The organism is Fibrobacterota bacterium, from assembly GCA_019509785.1.
Taxonomy (GTDB): Bacteria; Fibrobacterota; Fibrobacteria; order UBA11236; family UBA11236; genus Chersky-265.
Window position 1 is genome coordinate 14,885 of the sequence record JAEKLQ010000031.1, and the last position, 19,918, is coordinate 34,802.

The 19,918-nt window shown below is 62.6% G+C and carries 12 protein-coding genes; all 12 read right to left on the minus strand.

All coding sequences use genetic code 11. From position 1 onward, the window contains the following. Positions 1 to 31: 31 nt before the first annotated feature. Positions 32 to 3,481, minus strand: a complete 3,450-nt coding sequence (locus tag JF616_07575; protein ID MBW8887602.1) for a cobalamin-dependent protein — start codon at positions 3,479 to 3,481, stop codon at positions 32 to 34. Then, positions 3,478 to 4,275, minus strand: a complete 798-nt coding sequence (locus tag JF616_07580; protein MBW8887603.1) for an enoyl-CoA hydratase/isomerase family protein — start codon at positions 4,273 to 4,275, stop codon at positions 3,478 to 3,480. The genes JF616_07575 and JF616_07580 overlap by 4 nt, the downstream gene beginning before the upstream one ends. Positions 4,276 to 4,278: 3 nt before the next feature. Then, a complete protein-coding gene (locus JF616_07585; GenBank protein MBW8887604.1) occupies positions 4,279 to 5,898 on the minus strand; it encodes a methylcrotonoyl-CoA carboxylase in 1,620 nt (539 codons plus the stop codon). Next, complete coding sequence (locus JF616_07590; protein ID MBW8887605.1) at positions 5,895 to 6,251, minus strand: hypothetical protein; 357 nt, start codon at positions 6,249 to 6,251, stop codon at positions 5,895 to 5,897. The genes JF616_07585 and JF616_07590 overlap by 4 nt, the downstream gene beginning before the upstream one ends. Then, positions 6,248 to 7,696: a DUF1446 domain-containing protein gene (locus JF616_07595; protein MBW8887606.1), complete on the minus strand. Its 1,449-nt coding sequence runs from the start codon at positions 7,694 to 7,696 to the stop codon at positions 6,248 to 6,250. The genes JF616_07590 and JF616_07595 overlap by 4 nt, the downstream gene beginning before the upstream one ends. A gap of 15 nt (positions 7,697 to 7,711) precedes the next feature. Continuing rightward, a complete protein-coding gene (locus tag JF616_07600; GenBank protein ID MBW8887607.1) occupies positions 7,712 to 9,691 on the minus strand; it encodes an acyl-CoA dehydrogenase family protein in 1,980 nt (659 codons plus the stop codon). Between the two features lie 3 nt (positions 9,692 to 9,694). Then, positions 9,695 to 10,930 (minus strand): 3-ketoacyl-CoA thiolase, encoded by a 1,236-nt coding sequence (locus JF616_07605; GenBank protein MBW8887608.1) that lies wholly within the window; start codon positions 10,928 to 10,930, stop codon positions 9,695 to 9,697. A gap of 14 nt (positions 10,931 to 10,944) precedes the next feature. Next, positions 10,945 to 12,339, minus strand: coding sequence for a 3-hydroxyacyl-CoA dehydrogenase family protein (locus JF616_07610; GenBank protein MBW8887609.1), 1,395 nt, complete (start codon positions 12,337 to 12,339; stop codon positions 10,945 to 10,947). 2 nt (positions 12,340 to 12,341) lie between these two features. Then, positions 12,342 to 16,205, minus strand: a complete 3,864-nt coding sequence (locus JF616_07615) for a 2-oxoacid:acceptor oxidoreductase family protein (protein MBW8887610.1) — start codon at positions 16,203 to 16,205, stop codon at positions 12,342 to 12,344. Positions 16,206 to 16,662: 457 nt separating this feature from the next. Continuing rightward, entirely contained in the window at positions 16,663 to 17,679 is a 1,017-nt protein-coding gene (locus tag JF616_07620) for a prolyl oligopeptidase family serine peptidase (protein ID MBW8887611.1), read from the minus strand. Between the two features lie 38 nt (positions 17,680 to 17,717). After that, entirely contained in the window at positions 17,718 to 18,755 is a 1,038-nt protein-coding gene (locus JF616_07625; protein MBW8887612.1) for a hypothetical protein, read from the minus strand. A 6-nt stretch (positions 18,756 to 18,761) separates the two neighbouring features. Then, positions 18,762 to 19,823, minus strand: a complete 1,062-nt coding sequence (locus tag JF616_07630) for a hypothetical protein (protein MBW8887613.1) — start codon at positions 19,821 to 19,823, stop codon at positions 18,762 to 18,764. Positions 19,824 to 19,918: the final 95 nt, after the last annotated feature.

Sequence of the window (19,918 nt, forward strand, 5' to 3'; positions counted from 1 at the left end):
ATCGCCTAACCGGCGCGCAGCCATGCCGGCTTCAGGTATTCCGGCGGTAAGCTCCGCCGACCTGGAAGAGTGCCCCCGAGATGGAACCCAGGGTACAGTACTTCGCCGCTTCCATCAACTCATCGAAAAGGTTATCACCCCTCCCGGCCGCCGCCTTCAGGCTCTCCAAGGCGCGGGCCGCTTCGACCGGAAATCGTTCCGCGTAGGCGGCCACTTGGGCCACTTGGGCCTGCTTCTCCGCATCCGTGCTCCGGATCAAGTCCGGGGACGCGGTCGCGCCGCCGCCCTCGGGATCGAGGAAGGTGTTGACCCCGATGATGGGCAGTTCACCGCTTTGCTTGCGCCGCTCGTAAAGCATGGACTCGTCCTGGATGCGGCCGCGTTGGTAATTGGATTCCATCGCCCCCAGCACGCCTCCCCGGGCATCCAACTCGCGGAAGATCTTCAAGACCTCCGCTTCCACCTTGCGGGTGAGTTCCTCCAGGAAATAGCTTCCCTGCCAGGGATTTTCGTTCTTCATCAGGCCCATCTCCCGGTTCAGGATGAGCTGGATGGCCATGGCCCGGCGCACGGAAGCCTCGGTAGGCGTAGTCACCGCTTCGTCGTAGGCGTTAGTGTGGAGGGAATTGCAATTGTCCGCGACGGCCAAGAGGGCCTGCAAGGTGGTGCGGATGTCGTTGAATCCGATCTCGCGCGCGTGTAGGGACCGGCCGGAAGTCTGGATATGGTACTTGAGCATTTGCGAACGGGCATCGGCCCCGTACAGGTCGCGCATGGCGATGGCCCAGATGCGCCTGGCCACGCGGCCGATCACCGCGTATTCGGGATCGAGGCCGTTGGAAAAGAAGAAGGATAGGTTGGGGGCGAAGGCGCCCACATCCATGCCCCTGGCCTTGTAGTATTCCACGTAGGTGAATCCGTTGGCCAAGGTGAGCGCGAGCTGGGTGATGGGATTGGCCCCGGCTTCGGCGATATGGTAGCCGCTGATGCTGACGCTATAGAAATTCCGCACCCCGTTCCCGATGAAGAATTCCTGGGTGTCCCCCATCAGGCGCAAGGCGAATTCCGTGGAGAAGATGCAGGTGTTCTGCGCCTGTTCTTCCTTGAGGATATCAGCCTGGACGGTGCCTCTCACGGTGCGCAGGACTTCGGCGCGGATGGTGGCGTATTCGTCAGGCTCCAAGATCAGGCTCGCTGGCAAGCCCAAGAAGCCCAGGCCGGATCCGTCATGGCCGGCGGGGAGCGGGCCCCGGTAGATGGGATGTTGCAAGTCGCGATCCGCGAACCAGCGGGCGATGCGTTCGGCGGCCACCTCCCAGCGGCCCTCGTTCTTGAGCTTGCGTTCGCAAGCGGCGTCGATGGCGGCGTTGAAGAAGTAGGCCAGCAGCATGGGCGCGGGACCGTTGATGGTCATGGAGACCGAGGTGGAAGGCGTGCAGAGATCGAAACCGGAGTAGAGGCGTTTGGCGTCGTCCAGGCAGCATACGGAAACGCCGGAGTTACCCACCTTGCCGAAGATGTCCGGCCGGTTGCCGGGATCGGAGCCGTACAGGGTCACCGAATCGAAGGCTGTGGACAAGCGGACGGCGGGCTGCCCGCGGCTGACGTAATGGAAACGGGCGTTGGTCCTTTCCGCGATGCCTTCGCCGGCGAACATGCGGGTGGGCTCTTCGCCTTCGCGCTTGAACGGGAACACTCCGGAGGTATACGGGAAGCGGCCGGGCACGTTTTCCGCGCGCAGGAACCCCACCTGATCGGCCCAGCTCCGCGTTTCCGGCAGGGCGACCTTGGGTATCGCGAGGCCGCTCAAGGAAGCATGGTGGTTTTGGACCTGGATATCCTGATCGCGTACCCGATAAGTCTGGGATTCCGCCGCATAAGCGGCGCGCAAAGCGTCGAAACCTTCGAGGCTGGTGCGCGTTTCGGGATCGAGTTCGGCCAGGCGGGCGTCGCGGCGTTCCCGAAGCCGCCGGCCGGTTTCATCGTGAGGGGGAGCGGATTCCGCATCCAGGGCGGACGCGGCATGGTCGAAGTGTTGCGCTTCCCCGGCGGCATGGGCCTGGCGGGCCGTCGCGGCGTGGTAGTCTTCGACGGCGGCGGCGACGCGCCTTAGGTAGTCGGTCCGCTCGCGGGGTAGAAGGCCGCGGCGATGGGGCGCGCCTTCGGGCCAAGGCGTGAAGCCTTTCCAGGCGGGCGATTCCGCCGCAAGCTTCCGGCAAAGGGCATTGCAAAGGGCGTTCATGCCGGGATCGCGGAAGCGATGGGCGCAGGTTCCGAAGACGGGGAGCTTCTCTAGCGGCTCCGTCCACGTCTTCCGGTTGCGCTGCCAAGCCTTGCGTACGTCGCGCAGGGCGTCTTCCGCGCCGGCCTTTTCGAATTTGTTCACCGCCACGAAATCGGCGTAGTCCAGCATGCCGATCTTCTCGAGTTGGCTGGAGGCCCCGTATTCCGGGGTCATGACGTATAGGGTAGTGCCCGCGACATCGGTCACCTCGGTATCGCTTTGGCCGATGCCGGCGGTCTCGAGAAGGACCAGGTCGAAGCCGGCGGACTGCATGAGGCGGATGCCATCCCGCACGGTCGCGCTCATGGCCGCATGCGCCCGGCGCGTGGCCAAGGATCGGAAAAATACGCCCCCGGATTTCCCTGCTATCAATCCGGATCTTCCCGCGGCGTTCACGCGCAAGCGATCTCCCAAGAGGGCACCGCCGGTTTTACGACGGGACGGATCGATGCAGATGACGGCGATGCGCTTGTCCGGATAGGCTTCCAGCAGGCGGGTGAGCAGTTCGTCGACGATGGAACTTTTTCCCGCGCCGCCGGTTCCGGTGAGGCCGACCACAGGGCAAACCGCCTTGCCTTCGCAGCGGGCGGCGATGTCCCGGGCAAGGCTTTCCGCTTCGGCGCCCCCGCCCTCCAAAGCCGTCAACAACCGTCCGATTTCCCGGGCATCATCGGGAGCAAGCCGACTCGGCAAGACCTTGGGGAGCGGAACGGGAACCGCGCGGCATTCCTCGATCATAAGGCGGATCATGCCTTCCAGCCCCATGACGCGGCCGTCTTCCGGGGAGAAGATGCGGGCGACGCCGCGATCATGGAGCAATGCCGCTTCCTCGGCGGTGATGACGCCTCCCCCGCCCCCGTAAACTCGGATATGCCCGCAATCGCGGGCGCGCAGCGATTCCACCAGAAAGGTGAAATACTCGACGTGCCCGCCCTGGTAGCTGGATATGGCGATGCCTTGGACGTCTTCCTGGATGGCGGCATCGACCACTTCTTGCACCGAGCGGTCATGGCCGAGATGGATGACCTCGGCGCCTTCCGCGACCAGCACGCGGCGCATGATATGGATGGCGGCATCGTGTCCGTCGAACAGGGAGGCCGCGGTGATGAAACGGATGGGAGCCTGGCCGCCGGATCCGGATTGGCCCGAAGGGACAGAAGGGTCGGATGGGACGGAATGGCCGGATGGGGGATTCATGCTTGAGCCTTGCCCCAGTCGGGTTTCCGTTTTTCGAGGAAGGCCCTCAGCCCTTCCTGCGCCTGCGGCGTCACGCGGAGATCGGCCAAGGTCTTCACCGCCAAGGGTCCTTGCGCTTCGGGAGGCAAGCGGCCCAATTCGCGTAGGAATTCCTTGGCTACGGCGATCGCGTTGGGCGAGGCCGATAGCAGGCTTTCCGTGATACGGGCAAGGGCTTTTTCCAATGCGACCGCGTCCGAAGCCACCTCGTGGATAAGGCCGATGGCGAGGGCGCGATCGGCATCGAAGCGTTCGGAAGAGAGGAAAAGCGCGCGCGCGTGGCTGGGGCCGATCTTGCGCAACACGAAGGGCCCGATGCATGCCGGTACCAGGCCGACGCGGACTTCGGAGAGGGAGAATTGCGTTCCGCGTAAGGCGAGCGCGTAATCGCATACGCTGACCAGGCCCACGCCCCCGCCCAAGGCATGTCCCTCCACCACGGCGATGACGGGCAAGGGGCAGCGATCCAGGGCTTCGAACAGGGCGTAGAGATTTTCGGCATCGGCCAGATTCTCTTCCGGGCTGAATGCCAGGCTGGCTTTCATCCAATTGAGATCGCCCCCGCTGCAGAAAGTCCCCCCTTCGCCGCGCAAGGTTATCAGCCGCAAGGAAGGGTCCATCGCCGCGGCTTGTACGGCCTGGCTCAGTTCCCGGATAAGGTCGGGATTGAAGGCGTTCCTGACCTGGGGACGGAACAGGCGCAGGTCGAGGACCGGGCCTTGCTTATCCGCCTTGATGGTCTGAAACTGCGTCATACGCTACATCCGGAATAAGCCGAACCCATGCCCATTGCTCCAACTCCCGTGCCGCACCGCCTCCAGGCATTGGCCCAGCACTTTGCGCGTTTCCAACGGGCTTACGATGCCGTCGTCCCACAGGCGCGCCGTGGCATGATAGGGAGATCCCTCCCGCTCGTAGGCTTCCACGATAGGCCGTTCCAGATCCTCGATTTCCTGGGCGGAAAGCTTGCGGCCTTGGGACTTCAATTGCTCGATCTTAACCTGGGAAAGCACCTTGGAGGCCTGATGGCCGCCCATGACGGAGATGCGCGCGTTGGGCCAGGAAAACAGGAAACGAGGGTCGTAGGCCCTTCCGGCCATCGCGTAATTTCCCGCCCCGTAAGATCCCCCCAGGATCAGGCTGATGATGGGGACCTTGGTGGTGGCCACCGCCGTGACCATCTTGGCGCCATGCTTGGCGATGCCGCCTTCTTCGAAATGCCGTCCAACCATGAATCCTGGTATATTTTGCAGGAATACCAGGGGAGTGGACCTTTTCTCGCACAACTGGATGAAATGGACCGCCTTCAACGCGCCTTCGCTGAAAAGGATGCCGTTATTGCCGATGATGCCCACCGGATAGCCTGAAATGGAGGCGAAGCCGGCGATTATCGTCTTGCCGTACAACGGCTTGAACTCTTGGAACGATCCGTCGTCGGCAATTCGATTGATTACCTGATGCACGTCGAATGCAGTGCGCAGATCTTTCGGGACAAGCCCAAGGAAATCTTCCGCGCTCGCCGGGGGTTCCTTCCAATCGGCTGCGCGGGGAAAGAGCGGTTCTGGCCGCCAAGTCCGCGCGATGCCCGCCAAGATGTCCCGGGTAATGCGTAACGCGTCCCGATCATCTTCAGCGAGATAATCGGCCACGCCGGATTTGCGCGTATGCATCTCCCCTCCCCCGAGATCCTCTGCGCTCACCTCTTCTCCCGTCGATGCCTTCACCAAAGGCGGTCCGGCCAGGAAGATGGTTCCTTGGTTACGGACGATGACGGTCTCGTCGCTCATGGCGGGGATGTACGCCCCGCCGGCCGTGCAACTGCCCATCACCACCGCGATCTGGGGGATGCCCTGCGCGCTCATGCGGGCTTGATTGTAGAAGATGCGGCCGAAATGGAAACGGTCGGGATAAACCTCGGATTGCAGCGGCAAGTAGGCGCCGCCGCTATCCACCAGATAGATGCAAGGCAAACGGTTTTGCTCGGCGATTTCCTGGGCGCGCACGTGCTTCTTCACCGTCATGGGGAAATAGCTTCCCCCTTTCACCGTCGCATCGTTGGCGACGATCATGCAAGGGATGCCCGCCACCTTCCCGATGCCAGTTACGATCCCGGCCGACGGGCATGCGTCATCGTACATGCCGAAAGCGGCCAACGGGGAGAGCTCGAGGAAATCCGATTCCGGATCGAGCAATAGCGAAACGCGATCGCGGGCCAGCAGCTTGCCGCGGCCAACGTGCTTTTCCACCGCCTCTTGACCACCGCCGCCCTTGGCGAAGCGCAGGCGCTCGCGCAATTCGTCGAGCAGCGCCGCGTTATGGACGACGTTCTCGCGCCATTTCTCGTCCATGGCCGCATCCTGCTCCCCGCGCCGGATCATGCTTCGCTTCCTTCCGCGGTCGGACGCATGTCCATGAGATCGGGCGGATCCGAAAGCGGCATTTCCAGCAATGCGGTCGCCAACACCTTCCCTTGCGTATCCGTGCGAAGGGAATCCGACGCGCCTCCGCCCAGCACGTTCCGCAATACGAAATTGAAGCCGGGTAGCCGCGGCAGTTCGAATCGATCCACTCGCGCGGGCCTTAAGGCATGGAACCAGTCCCGCACCCTTTCGGCGGTGAGCTCGCGCGCCAAATACGCATGGCCCGCCGGCGTAAAGGCGATGATACCGATATTGGCATGATCGCCCTTATCGCCGCTGCGGCCATGGGCGATATCCTTCAGGTGGATCATGCGGCCTCCTGCTTCGCGGCGAGTTCGGTCGCCGAGCGCGTTTGGACGCGGGCCGGGACGCGCGTCCGGGATACGGTCGAAGGCCAATAGGAAAGCACGGGGCGAGGCTTGGGCCGGGACCCGGCGTATCCGGTGACTCCGGGCGGGCCCGAGGTGATGATGGGCGAGAACTCGCGGCAAAACCTCTCGATGGCTTCCTTACGGGAATCCCAGGCCGACACCCGCAGGACCACTTCCCTTGGCGGGATCCCTCCGGCGCTGCCGGTGGCGCGGGCCGGCGCGGCCAGCTTACCGAAAGGCCCCTCAGGCGAAAAACCACCCGGTAAAGCCGCCTCGGTACCGAGCAATTCGATTTCCGTACGCGCGAGCGTGAATCCCGCCAATCCCACCCGATCGATGATCATCTCACCGCACGACCGCGCTTTCTCCGGGGCATCGGCGCCGCAGACCACCAAATCTCCCTTGGCGGCGAAGCCATTGGCATGGGCGCAGGAGACTTTCAGGGTGGAGGGGGGCGGAAGGCCTTTGGCTCCCTTAACCTTCACCCGGTCGCGTCCCAAGTCGTCCACCTCGACTCCGGTCAGGTCGAGGGTCACGTCGGGAGTGAGGTAGGCCGAAGGATCGCCGATCTCGTAGAGTAACTGCTCGGTTACGGTCTCCCTGTCGACCAGGCCTCCGGATCCCTGCGGCTTGGTGATGATGCAGTCGCCCGTACGCGACAGGACCGCGATGGGATAGCCGATGCGCGCATAATCGGGGACGTCGCGCCACCGGGTGCGCAGGCCGCCGGTGACTTGGGCCCCGCATTCGATCAGATGGCCCGCCAAGCTGGCGGCGGCCAACATGTCCCAATCCTCCCAGTCCCAGCCGAAAACGTGCATGGCCGGGCCCACGGTCAAGGAGGCGTCCGCCACGCGCCCGGTGATGACGATGCGGGCCCCTCCATCGAGCGCTTCGCAAATGGGACGGGCTCCCAAATAGGCATTGGCGCTGACGAAAGCGGTAGGCGGCTCGCGTCCCGGCGCGTCGAAATGGTGGAAGCGCTCTCCGGCGGCTTTCAGTTCGCTCAGGCGCGGCAAAAGATCATCTCCGGTGATCCAAGCGATGCGCGTCTCCCCCATCCCCGCTTCGGCGAGATGACGCGCGGCGACCCGCGCGCAGGCTTCCGGATTGAGTCCGCCGGCATTGGTCACGATCCTTAAAGCCGGCTGGGCCTTAAGGCTCGGGATCAGCCGTTTCAAGGTCTCGGGGAAATCGGGAATGTAACCCGCATCCGGGTCTCGACGGCGTTGATGCGCCAGCATGGAGAGGGTGAGTTCGGCCAGGTATTCGAGGGTCAGGAAATCCAACTCCCCCGTCTCGGCCAGGCGGATAGGCGCGTCCAGGTTGTCTCCCCAGAAGCCCGCGCCATTACCGATGCGTACGCTATCAGGCCCCCGCGCCATGGGACCGCCCTCCGTTCATGCCGCCCGCGTCCCGGGAAACTGCTTGATGAATTCCTTCTTGACCGCGCGCCCTTGGCCCATGGCGTTGGGCGAACGCTCGGGCAGTACGAAGCGCGCGTGCGGCAGGGTATCCGAATAAGCCAAGGCGGCCTTGGCGGCCAATTCCATGGTTTCGTCCGGATTGCGGAAAAGCGATTCCACGCAATGGTGGTATTCATGCGCGGCCATATCCAGGAAATGCAGGCCCGCCGCGCGATCGCGTTCCCAGGCCGCGCCCGTCGCGCCCGCCTTCAGTTGCTTGTCCAGCTTGGAAAGCACGCAGGCCGAAGCGTGCAGCCACATGGCCATGTCCGCCAAGCGCGCGTGGATGGCGCCGCGCGTCACGATCTTCTCCTGCACCTGGTAACTGATTTTCTTGAACTGGTAGGCATGATCCTGGACCAGCTTTTCGAAGCGGCTGGCCCACGGCGCGAGATCGGAATGCATGCCGACCAGGCGCGGCGCGTCCTTGCGGATGCCGAGGAAAACCTCGCCCGCGATGCCCAAGGCCCGCTTCAGTATCGGGAGGTTCATGGCGTGGCGGACGATGCGGACCACGTTGCCGGGCAGGCTTTCCTGGCTATTCCACGTCAGCGCCGCCTGGATGCCCAGCATGGATTCGGCCAATTGCTTGCCGCCGTAGCTGAAAACGAAGGACTGCATCACCTCGTTGGCGCCTTCCACGATCAGGTAGATGCGCGCGTCCCGGAAGGCGCGCTCCACCTCGTTCTCCGTCATGTAGCCTTCGCCGCCCATGATTTGCACCGCGTCGTTGATGGCGCGCCAACCCATCTCCGAGGCGAAGATCTTGCAAGCCGCCGTCTCGACCATGATGTCCGAATCGTGCCGATCGAGGATGCCGGTGGTGAAATAAAGCACCGAGTCGATTGCGTAGCAATAGGCCGCCATGCGCGCGATTTTCTGCTGCACCAATTCGAAATCGGCCAAGGGACGCTTGAACTGGTATCGGGTCTGCGACCATTTCACGGCCTGATCCATGCAGGTGCGCGCGGAACCCAACATGCCCGCCGACAAGGTACAGCGCCCGTAGTTGAGGCAGGTGAGGGCCACTTGCAGTCCCTTGCCTTCCTTATGGAGCATGTTGGCCTTGGGGATGCGGGCGTTGGTGAAGCGGATGCGCGCCTGCCAGGTCCCGCGGATGCCGCATTTACTGCGGTTCTTCTCGATCACCTCCACGCCCGGCATGTCCGGCGTGCAGATGAGGGCGGTAACGGCGTCATGCGCCTTGCCGGTCTTGGCATCGGTGAACGACTGCTTGGCCATTACCGTGAACATGCCCGATAGCGCTCCCGAGGTGGACCATTTCTTCTCGCCATTGAGGATATAGTATTGGCCATCCTCGCTTAACTTACAACGCGTCTCCTGTCCGCCCGCATCGCAGCCCACGTTGGGCTCGGACAGGGAGAAGGCGGAGAGCATATCGTTGGCCAGGCGCGGTAGCCACTTCTTCTTCTGATCTTCGTTCCCGAACACCACCAGGGCCTTGCAGCCGATGGACTGGTGCGCGGAAACCACCACCGCCGTCGAAGCGCAATACGATCCGATCATTTCCAAGGCCCGATTGTAGCTGGTCACCCCCAAGCCTTGCCCGCCGTATTCCTTGGGGATGTTCATCCCCATCACGCCCAGGGAGAAAAGCTTCTTGATGCACCAATCGGGGATGGCCTCTTCCTGATCGATCTGGATGCGGGGATGTTCGTTCTCGAGGTAATCCTTCAGCTTGGCCAGGATGGCATCGCAGCGATCCCTCTCTTCCGCGGAGACTTCCGGATACGGGAAAGCCAACTCTTGGCGGATGTTCCCCCAGAACAGGTTCTTGATGAATCCCATCTCCCCGGGCTCGGGGCCGAGCATGGCCTCGGCTTCCTCGATCATCTTGCGATCGCGTTCGGATATGCCTTTGATGTCCTTCAGGTCGCCCGTTTTCTGTATCATCTGTCACTCCGCTTTCCGCACCACCAATGCCGTGACGGTCATATCGTTCCCGCCCATGCTTACCATCATACCATGTTCCTTGCCAGCGCGGCCCACCTTGGCGGGATTGGGGGCCTTGCCCGTGAACTGCTCAAGGAGGTCCACCATCTGGCGCACCCCCGTCGCCCCCACCGGATGTCCGAATCCGCATAAACCGCCGGATAGATTCACGGGGAGGGGTCCCTCCGGCGCTACCCCGCCTTCCGCGACGAATCCGGGCGCCTTTCCCGGTGCGGCGAAGCCGAGGCTTTCCAGGGCCAATAATCCCGTGATGGAAAAGCAATCATGCAGCTCCAGCACGCCGATGTTTTCCTTCCCGATCCCGGCCATTCCCAAGGCTCCCTGCGCCGCCCTGGCGGTATTCTCCAACACGGTGGGATCGGCGGGACGCCCGGTGATATCGCCTTCGCTGCCATGGAAGCCCGCCAATTCGATGGCCTCCGCCTTCGCCAGTCCCAAACGCTTCAGGCCCTCTTCGCTGGCCATCACCAGGGCCGAAGCCCCGTCCGAAACTTTCGAGCAATCGTAGAGGTTCAGGTGCGGCACGAATTTCCGCCCGTCCGGCGGGGTCATCCCCAGGGCCACGAGATCGGATGCCGCGTTATGATGCTCCTGGGCCTTGGGATTCTTCCGGGCGTTCAGGATGGCGCGCTCGAACCATTTGGCCATGCCTTTGCGGGCCTCCGCCTCCCCGTAACGTTGGTAATACGCCCCCGCCCGGTCCGAAAAGGTGCCGGGGAAGAAAAAGGCGTGCCCGCGCTTTCGCTCGCCGTTGAAATACCCCGCTCCCGCCAGGATATCCGCCACGTACACGGCCTTCACCAGGTTCTGCACTTCGAAACCCATTACGAAGACCGTATCGGCGGTGCCGGCCAGGATGGATCGCGCGGCGGCCGCCAAGGCCAACCCGCCCGATCCGCACGCCCCTTCAACCCGGACGCAGGGCTTGCCCTTCAGGCCGGGCACGGCCATGGGCAGAAAGCCGGGCAGGTTGCCCTGCTTCAGGAAGCGCCCGGCCATGAAATTGGCGATCACGCCTTCGTCGAAATCCGGATGGGGCACTTGGGCCAGCACGCCTTGGGCCGCGTCCTTGAGGTACGACTCGAAGGTGGGCATGGGTTGCTTGGGATGGAATTCCTTCCGTCCCGATCCGAAGCAGACGGTATTATGGCCCGCGGCGAGGAAAACGCGTTTTCCCATGGGTCTCATGGCGGTTACCCCTGGCCCCAGTCGGCCGGCCCGTACAGGTGGAAGAAGCCCAACTTAAGCACCTGGCCCACGTCGTCGAGGGACGCCGCCACGCCGTCGCGGACCAAATCTTCGGCCACGATCCGGGAATGATCGAGGAATTCCCGCGCCAGACGGGCGCCGTTCCCGGGAGCCTTCTTCAGGACGCCGAAATAGGCGGAAAGCTTGGCGGCTTTACCGGGATCCTTGGATAGATGGGACCAGGAAATCCGGGCCGCGGGCGGACTAGCCGGGGAAGGCGGCTCACCCAACCAGGCATCGGCCTTTGCGAAGCGGCCGGGTTGGGTCAGGGAAACGTAGCGGTTTCCTTCCGAAGCCAGGGCGTCGGCCAGGACGCCGGCCGGCTTGTTGCGCTCGTAACGGAGAAGTCCGTCTTTCTGTTCGCCGCTGCCCCGTTGGCCGCCCTTGATGCCGGCAGCCAGAAGCGCGTCAAGGGTCGCATCCGCGAAGATGCTCCCCCCGTTTCCCTTCGCGGGCAGATGCTCCCGCATCACCTTGGCGATCATCTGGAACACGTCCAAGCCCACGTAGTCCATCAATTGCACGATGCCCATCGGCCGGACCAGGAAATCCTGGGTGGTCCTGTTCAATAAGTACCAGGCCTCCGGCTCGCTCCACTCCTTCCGCAATTCGCGGTATTTTTCCAAGGCGAAGAGCAACTCCCGGATGAAATGCCCGTTGCCGATGAAGCCCGCTACATCCTTGGACGCGACAATGGTCTTACCGAAGGCCTTGCCCAAATCCTTTCCCAAGGCGATCGCTTCGGGCCGCGTGCGCTTCCCGGGGATCAATTCGACCAGCTTCTGGATCGCGGGCGGATTGTAGAAGTGGAATCCCAGCAGACGCCCGTCCAAGCCGGCGCTTTCGTCCAGCTGGGAAATGGGGATGGAAGACGTATTGGTCAGGAAAATCGTTTCGGGGGAGCAGCGGGATTTCAGCCCCGCGTAAAGCTCGCGCTTCAGGGCCGCATCCTCGAAGACGGCTTCGAATACGATCCGCGCGGAGGCGGCCTCGGCGACTTCCGTCCCCCAGCGGGCCATCGCCAGGGCGCCGTCCACGTATGCCTCGATAATCTCCCCGTTCTCGATCAATTCGGCGCGGTCCTTCGCCCAGGCCCGCAACTCGGAAATATTCTTTTCCGCGTTCTTGAGCAACTGCCCGCGCAGGTATTCCCGCAACCGCCCGAACGCTTTCCGATCGGCATCGATGAGGACGAGTTCGTATTCTCCCGAACCCGGGGACCCATGGGAAAGCGCATCCAGGTCGGCCATCGCCTTCAGGGCCACCCAGGCGATGCCGCTCCCCATCTTGCCGCCCGCGCCTATAACGGCGACGGACTTCAGGCGTTCGCGCCAGTCCATGTTCATTGTTCCGCCGCTGCGGGGATTTCCCAATGGATGAGCCGCGCCACCGTGGCCCGGTGGATGGAGAACATGTTGCGGAGGTAAGCCAAGCGGTAGCGCCAGAAGCCCATCTCTTCCGCAAGCAGCTTCCACTCCCCGCGCAGCAGCCAATAATCGCGCTCCAAGGCCGCGTCGTCATGCGCGGAATGCGACATCATCTTCTGGATGGAGTAATACTTTTGCAGCTTTTTCTTCCAGCTTCGCTTGCCGAAGGTCCACGGGAACCAATCGATGGTCGTCCGCTTCCGCATGTATAGGGTACGGCCTTCGCGGTCCTTTACTTCCTTGTACCTGAGCGAGTAGAGATTATAGAAGTGGGAGTCGAGCGCCATCTTCTGGGCCCCTAAGGCCCTGGCCAGGTTCATTCCCTGCTCCAGGCAACTGAAGTGCATCAACAGGAGGAACGGCTTCCGCTCTTCCCGCACCACGTGGTGACCCCACTGCAGCTTACGGTATAGATCCGCCAGGTGCACGGTCGAGGCCACCGCCCCCTGCACCCGGAATTTCTCCGCGTATTTCAGGAAGTTGAGCGGCTCCCGTCGCGAGACGTGCCCGTCGCGGGTCTTCGCGCCGGTCATGGTCGTGGCCGTGGCCTGCCCGCCGGTATTGCCCAAGGTCTGGTTGATGACCACGATGTGGAAGATGGGATCCTGCTGATGCAAGGCATCCTCGACCGAGCGCAATCCTTGGATGAAACCGCCGTCGCCGGAAATGGAAACCACGATATCGCCGGAAGCCACGTTATGCGACAACCCGGAGGCCACGCCATGGGCCGTCTCGAAGGCGATGCGGATATAGGGAAGGTTCCAAATCGAGGTCCGGTTCAGGCCGGAGATCACCGTACCGCAGCCATCCTGCTCGCTGACGTAGATTTTGCCCTTGTCTTGTTGCAGATATCCCAGGTAGTTGAACACGGTGCGGAAGATGTTCATCTGCCCGCAACCCGCGCATGCCATATCGCCCGCGGTGAGCGGCCCCGTGCCGTTCAGGGCGATGTACATGCTTTGTACCTTGTTGATGGTCGGGTGGAAGCGGAACATAGTCTGATAGGCCCATTTCTTGAGGCCGTACAGTTTCTCCAGCATGCGTAGCTTGCGCGGATTATCCAACGCCTTGAGTATGGGTTCGGGCAGGATGCGGGCTTGGAACTGTTCCAAGCTTTCCATCGGCGAGGCCGGCCCGCTTTCCTCTCCGGGGCCGCTTCCCGCGCTCCAATCCTCGCCCGCGAACGCCGCCGGCACCTTCCCATCGGGCGCCGTCCCCGGCGGACGCAGCAAGGCCAGCTTGGACTCCTGATCCGCTTTCCGGTACGCCAGGAAGCCCGCCACCACCGCTTCCCGGTTCTTGGGCGTCAACAGCAGGCGCGCCTCCTTCTCGACGCCTTTCACTTGCCCGACCGCGTCCAACAGGGCCAGCAGTTCCTCCGCATCGTCCGCGCCCATATTCGCGAGCATGGCCCCGCATAGGATCATGTTGGTCCGCGCGGCGCTTCCGAACAACCGGCGCGCGATCCCCTTGGCGGGAATCAGCACTATGCGTCCGCCCGGCGGCATCAGTCCGCGGTAACGACGCGCCGTTTCCTCATCACTGTCCAGGATCAGGATACCGCCCGGGCTAAGTTGCTTGAGCATCGGTTCCAGGGACACGTCGCCATCGAAGGCCATGATGGTATCGGCCATGATGATGTCCGACCAATCGCGGATGGGCTCATTGGATTGCTTGATGGATAAGGTGATGCCGCCGCCGCGCTGGAGCGCGCCGAATCCGGCCATGGAAAGCGCATACTGGCCTTTCACGCTGGCCAAGCCGGTGAAGATGGAGTTCAATTGCAACAGGCCTTGGCCGCCCTTGCCGATCACGGCTATCTGGCGCACTCCCTCTTCCATCAGGGGAACGTCGAAGGACGCATCGGTCTGGGGATACGCGTTGCCGCGGGTTCCCAGCACGAAGGAATGGCCGGGGGCATGTTCCTTCAGCCATTTGTGGGCGCGCGTCTCGGGAAGGCCCGACGACAAGTCGGAGAGCATGCGGAAAAGGGCCACCCAATGCGGGATGGTCACCGCGCGGCCGCCCAGGCCGATGGTGGCGGAGACCAGGAAGGGCGGATGATCCAAATCGTACAGGGCCGAACGGATTTCCTGAGCCAGGACGCCGCCCCCCGATCGCCCCGACCAATTATTGTATTCCACCACGGCGACGGCTTTGCATCCGGCCATCGCCGCCTGCAGGGCTTCCGCCGGGAAGGGGCGGTACAGGTTGATGGAAACCACTCCGCAACGGACGCCCTGGTCGCGCAAGCGCCCGGCCACGTACTCCGCCGCCGACATGTCCGGATCGTTCAGGCCGATGATGCAGAAATCCAGGGGCCCTTCCGCGGGATAGCGTTCCACCTTGCGCAGGGCGGGACGTCCCGTGAAGCGCGCCAGCTCGGCGGCCGCCCCGTCGAAGGCGCGGCCGGCCCGGCTCAGAACCTCATCGATGGCCTGGCGCTGCTCCGCGTAACGGCTGTCCATGTCCAGCACGCCCACCGAACGGTTTTCCTTATCGTCGAATACGAAGGGATTCTGCGGCCGCCCCAGGAATGCGTCGGCATCCGCGTCGCTCAACTTTTGCAAATGCCCTTGCTTCTCCGAAGTCAAGGTATGCGTCTCCACGAATCCCTTCACCACCAAGCGGCCCGGGATCCACACGCCTTCCGACTCCATCAGCTTGAGCAACAGCATGGCCTTGTCGTAATCGTCCTGGATGCCCCGGCCGAAAAGCATGATCTCGCCGGTATCCGAGGTCCGGAAGGTGGTGGTATGGTCCGGCTTGGTGGTCGTGCCCGGCGACAAGGCGCGGGTCAGCTCCAGCATGAAGATGGGCAAGTGCAAGCCGGGATTGATGTTCATGAACTCGTAGATCTGCGCCAGGCTTTGCGAGCCCTGTGCCATCAGGGAGCGCTTCCCGCGCACGGCCGATCCCGTCAGCCAGGCATATCCCGATTCTTCCGAGAGGCAAGGGCGGAACTGCAAGTGGTGCTGGGCATCGGGGGATTGCCTGGAGGCGCGCTCCTCGATATGCTTCAAGAGGGAGGTGTTCGGGGTGATGGGGAAGATGGATACGTTGTCGAACTTCGCTTGGAAGGTGAAGTCGGAAAACATCGACGATCCGTTGAAGACCTGCGGGGCGGCGCCGGATAGTTCCCGCGCCGGATGGGCCGCCACGATGGCGGCGGCATCCTTGATCCAACCTTGGACCTTCTGCTCGCCTTCGGCGGACGGCGACTTGAAGATTTCCGCCACCCGGCCGGGCGTAATGGGCTGCCCGTCGTACTTCTTCACGTCCACCAATTCGGCGGGCACGAAATGGATGGCGCCCGTCGGGCATGCCGAAGCGCATACGAAACATCCCTTGCAATGGCTGTAATTGGTCGCGCCCTTCTTGACCTGATGGGTTTCGGTGCGCGGATCCAGATTGACGCCCGGCAGCAGGTTGAAGGTCTTGGTGAAGAGATGGAAGATGGGCTCCACCGCGCGGTCGCCCACTTCATAGCCGATGGAATGATGAGGGCAGGCCACTACGCAATGCAGGCAATCGATGCATTGGGTCGAAAGGGTTATCGGGATGAAATTCTTATCGGTCCAGTTGCGCGCGGCCGCGTTCCCGCCCGCCACCACCGTACCCTTGTCGGAAAAATCCTGGAAGGTTTCCAGGCGGATGAGGCGATCGCCCAGCACCTGGTTGGGCGCCTCGTTGATGGAGGAAAGGTGGATGAAGTCGGAAGCCTTGAGGGTCGCGGCTTCCCCGCGCCCTTGCGCTCCCGTGCCGGCGTTCGCGATCATGGACGTCCTCCAAGCTTATCCGTAGTAACATACAAGTTACCCTGTCCGGGAGTGCGGGCTCCGGAGCGCCACGGCGCGCGGGCGCCGGTTCGACGGGCCCGGCCGCGGATGACGATCTGGCGGTCGCGACTACCCGATGGATGGCGATTCGAGGTTATGCGGGGAAACGGGCCGCCTTGGGAGGCTATGCCGCCCGGACCGCCGGGACGTGCCGGATCCCTTCGTCGCAAGGAACTTCCGGCTTGGGTGCGGAACCCGCTGTTTCCCATCCTCCTTTTATTATAAACCCTTTCGCCATCCCGGGACATATTCTGGGGTTGCGGGAGAAGCCCGAATCCCATTGGGTACCGAGCGCCAAAGGCTCTTTTCCCCCTTGGAAGCGACTTGAGCAGTAAGTCGGGTTTTCAATCAAATTGGAAAAAACATCGTATTTGGGGATCGCATCGTGGTCCCGGGACTAAGGAACCACCGGCATGAGGGCGGACACTGTCCACCCGTTCCCGTCCGCCACCAGCCGGTAAACCCCGGATGTCTTGGACCGGAAGGGGATTTCACCCGCCCGGGCTTTCGCCTCGAACACGACCCGGCCCTGAAGATCCAGGATGCGTATTCGCACGCCCGGTTCGACCCCATCCAGCCTAAAAGCGCCCGCCGCATATGCGGCGGATATCCGGGCGCGTTTATCTCCGGGCAAGGGCCGGGCGGAAGTCGCCGCCCCATGCAATGTCCACTGCTTGAAGAAGCCCCAAACCTCTTCGCTGCCGTTCATCTTGGTCTTCGTGTCCATGGGCCATTCGTGCGGCCCTCCTTTGATGGAGTCGGCCCAGACCGCGATACCGTCCTTGCAAGGGCCGAATTCCATATGCGTAACGACGGAGCTGGCATTGCCCGCGGGATAGGGGCGGGTGATGGCCGGCGTTTTCGGGCAGCCATCGAAATCGGCTATGATCCCGAGGTCCTTCATGAAAGCGTCGGGCGTGAGCACATCGCTGGTGCCGAAAATGGCGAGCAGCGGGATGGTCCGCTTCGGGACGCAAGTCTCCTGGATCCGCCCCGAGACGGGGGCTACGGCGGCGAACTTATCCGCGTACCGGCAGGCGGCATGGTAGGCCATGACACCGCCTTGGGAGAAACCTGAGACATAAACACGTTCGCGATCGATATGGTATCGGACGTCGAGGGTGTCGACTATGGCCAGGAGAAACTCGAAATCGGTGGCAGGCGCGGTTTGCCAGGAGTTGTTGATCCCGTTCGGGTAGACGGCGAGGAATTTCTCCTTATCCGCGACGGCATCCATCTTGGTATTGGTCACCATCTGCGCGCCGGTCATGCCCGAGCCATGCAGGACGAAGACGACGGGCGGTTTGGACAGGCCCGTGGGGGCGTGCAGGATGAAATGGCGCGCGACTCCGCCGAACTGGATGGTCTGATCCTGGGCGAAGGCCCCGGCGAGCAAAGAGGCTAGGACGGCCACGGAAATCCTCAGGTGCTGCATGCGATCCGCCCGGAAGATTATGGAACCACCAATTCCAAGGCGCCCGTACGGCCTTCCCCGCTTACGACAACGCGATAAACCCCGGCCGGTTTCCCGCGGAAATCGATTTCGCCTTGCCCGGCGGCGCCTTCGGCCACCAGCCTGCCTTGATGATCCAAAACCCGGACGGAAGCCCTCTCCGCCGTCCCCTGCAATCGCACCATGCCGTTCGCGTAGGTCGCCCGGAAGGTCGGACGCGCGGCGGCCGCTCGCGGCAAGGCCGTGGTCCCGCTCAAGGTGAACTTCTTGAAGAAGGACCAGACCTCTTCGCTATTGTTCACCTTGGTCGTGGTGTTCATGGGCCATTCATGCGGCCCGTCCTTGATCGAATCCGCGATCACCTCCGTGCCGTTCTTGCATGGGCTCCAAGTGATTCGCGTCACCAGGGAGTTGGAATTGGTGGCCGGATATGGGCGCATGACCGTGGGGGTGGCCGGGCATCCGTCCAAGCTCGCCCAAGTCGACGCGCTGTTCATGAAAACGGCGGGAGTGGCGATATCCTTGGTGCCGAAGGTCAGGAACATGGGGATGGCCCGGGCCGGCTTGCAGGTAGCCGGAATGTTACCGGAGGTGGGCGCGATGGCGGCGAACTTGTCCGCGTATCCGCAGCCCACGCCGTGCGTCATGCCGGCGCCTTGGGAAAAGCCCGCGGCATAGACCCGGTTCCGGTCGATGTGGTATTTGGCATCGATGGTATCGATAAGGGCCACGAAGTACTTGAAATCGGAATCCCCGGCCTGATCCCAGTTCATGGCGATGGCATCGGGATAGACGACGATGAACTTTTCCCGATCGGCGATCCCGTCCATTTTGGTATCGCTCTCCTGCTGCGCGCCGGTCATGCCGTGGCCGCAAAGTACGAACATCAAGGGAGGATTGGCGGGCGCGCCGGTCGGAACGTGGAGGATGTAGGTCCGGGCCACCCCTCCGAACTGCATCTTCAGGGATTGGGCGAAACCGGTGATCGGGAGCGCAGCGGCGGAAAGCGCCGCCCATAGGCCGAAATGCTTCATCATACCTCCTTAGGGGACCACAATCTTGAGCGCGTACGACCTAACGTCGTCCTTCACCAGGACCTGATATACGCCGCTCGGTTCAGCTTGGAATTCCAGTTCGGTTCGCCCGGCGGGAGCGGCCGCCATCAAGGCGCCCCGACTATCGACGATCCGCACCGCGGCCGTTTTTCCCGCCCCTTGCAGGCGGACGATGCCATTCGAATAGAATGCGGAAGGATATGCTTTCCCGGCCCCGGTCGCGGGCGGGGAAATCGCCGCAGAGCCGCTTAACGTGAACTTCTTGAAGAAGGCCCATACCTCTTCGCTGTTGTTCACCTTGGTCGTCGTATTCATGGGCCATTCATGCGGCCCGCCTTGGACGGAATCGGCGATGACTTCGGAACCGTCCTTGCACGGAGCATAGTCCAGCCGGGTCACCACCGATTTCGCGTTGCTGGCGGGATAAGGGCTCGTCACTTTCGGGGCGGCAGGGCAGCCGATCATCTTCACCCACGCGTCGACGCTCTTCATGAAATTGTCCGGCGTGGCCACGTCGGCGGTCCCGAAGGTGAGGAACATGGGAACCGGACGGGTCACGTTACAGGCACCCGTCAAAAGGCCGGATACCGGCGCGATGGCGGCGAACTTATCCGCGTACCGGCAGCCCAGTTGGAAGGACATGAATCCGCCCTGGGAGAAACCCGAGGCGTAGACCTTGTTCTTATCGATGTGGTATTTAGCGTCCACCGAATCGATGATGGCCAGGATGAAGTTGAAATCGTTGGGGCCCGACATGTTCCAGGACTGCTGGTTATTGCTATCGGGGAGCGCATCGGGATAGACGACGAGGAATTTCTCCCTGTCGGCGACCTTGTTCATCTGCGTCAGTTGCACTTCCTGCTGCCCGGACATGTTGAAACCGTGGATGACGTAAACGAGGGGAGGTTGGGCGGCGAGGCCGGTGGGGGCGTACAGGATATATTTCCGGGCCGTACCGCCGATGCGCATGGTCAGGTTTTGGCTTTGGGCGAAGGCGCTCAGCGAGGAAAGGAACCATAGGGTAACCGCAAAGAAACCCGACCGATTCATGACCCCTCCCCTATTCCTATTTCCCGGGCAAGACCTAATATAAGGCCAAGGACGCCAAATTCTCGTGGAAAAACGCCAACCCTCTTTTCTAACTT

What these genes read in the sequence shown, in the direction of transcription:
- JF616_07575 (MBW8887602.1), bottom strand. Translation starts at nt 3,481, where the DNA reads ATGAATCCCCCATCCGGCCATTCCGTCCCATCCGACCCTTCTGTCCCT.
- JF616_07580 (MBW8887603.1), bottom strand. Translation starts at nt 4,275, where the DNA reads ATGACGCAGTTTCAGACCATCAAGGCGGATAAGCAAGGCCCGGTCCTC.
- JF616_07585 (MBW8887604.1), bottom strand. Translation starts at nt 5,898, where the DNA reads ATGATCCGGCGCGGGGAGCAGGATGCGGCCATGGACGAGAAATGGCGC.
- JF616_07590 (MBW8887605.1), bottom strand. Translation starts at nt 6,251, where the DNA reads ATGATCCACCTGAAGGATATCGCCCATGGCCGCAGCGGCGATAAGGGC.
- JF616_07595 (MBW8887606.1), bottom strand. Translation starts at nt 7,696, where the DNA reads ATGGCGCGGGGGCCTGATAGCGTACGCATCGGTAATGGCGCGGGCTTC.
- JF616_07600 (MBW8887607.1), bottom strand. Translation starts at nt 9,691, where the DNA reads ATGATACAGAAAACGGGCGACCTGAAGGACATCAAAGGCATATCCGAA.
- JF616_07605 (MBW8887608.1), bottom strand. Translation starts at nt 10,930, where the DNA reads ATGGGAAAACGCGTTTTCCTCGCCGCGGGCCATAATACCGTCTGCTTC.
- JF616_07610 (MBW8887609.1), bottom strand. Translation starts at nt 12,339, where the DNA reads ATGGACTGGCGCGAACGCCTGAAGTCCGTCGCCGTTATAGGCGCGGGC.
- JF616_07615 (MBW8887610.1), bottom strand. Translation starts at nt 16,205, where the DNA reads ATGATCGCGAACGCCGGCACGGGAGCGCAAGGGCGCGGGGAAGCCGCG.
- JF616_07625 (MBW8887612.1), bottom strand. Translation starts at nt 18,755, where the DNA reads ATGATGAAGCATTTCGGCCTATGGGCGGCGCTTTCCGCCGCTGCGCTC.
- JF616_07630 (MBW8887613.1), bottom strand. Translation starts at nt 19,823, where the DNA reads ATGAATCGGTCGGGTTTCTTTGCGGTTACCCTATGGTTCCTTTCCTCG.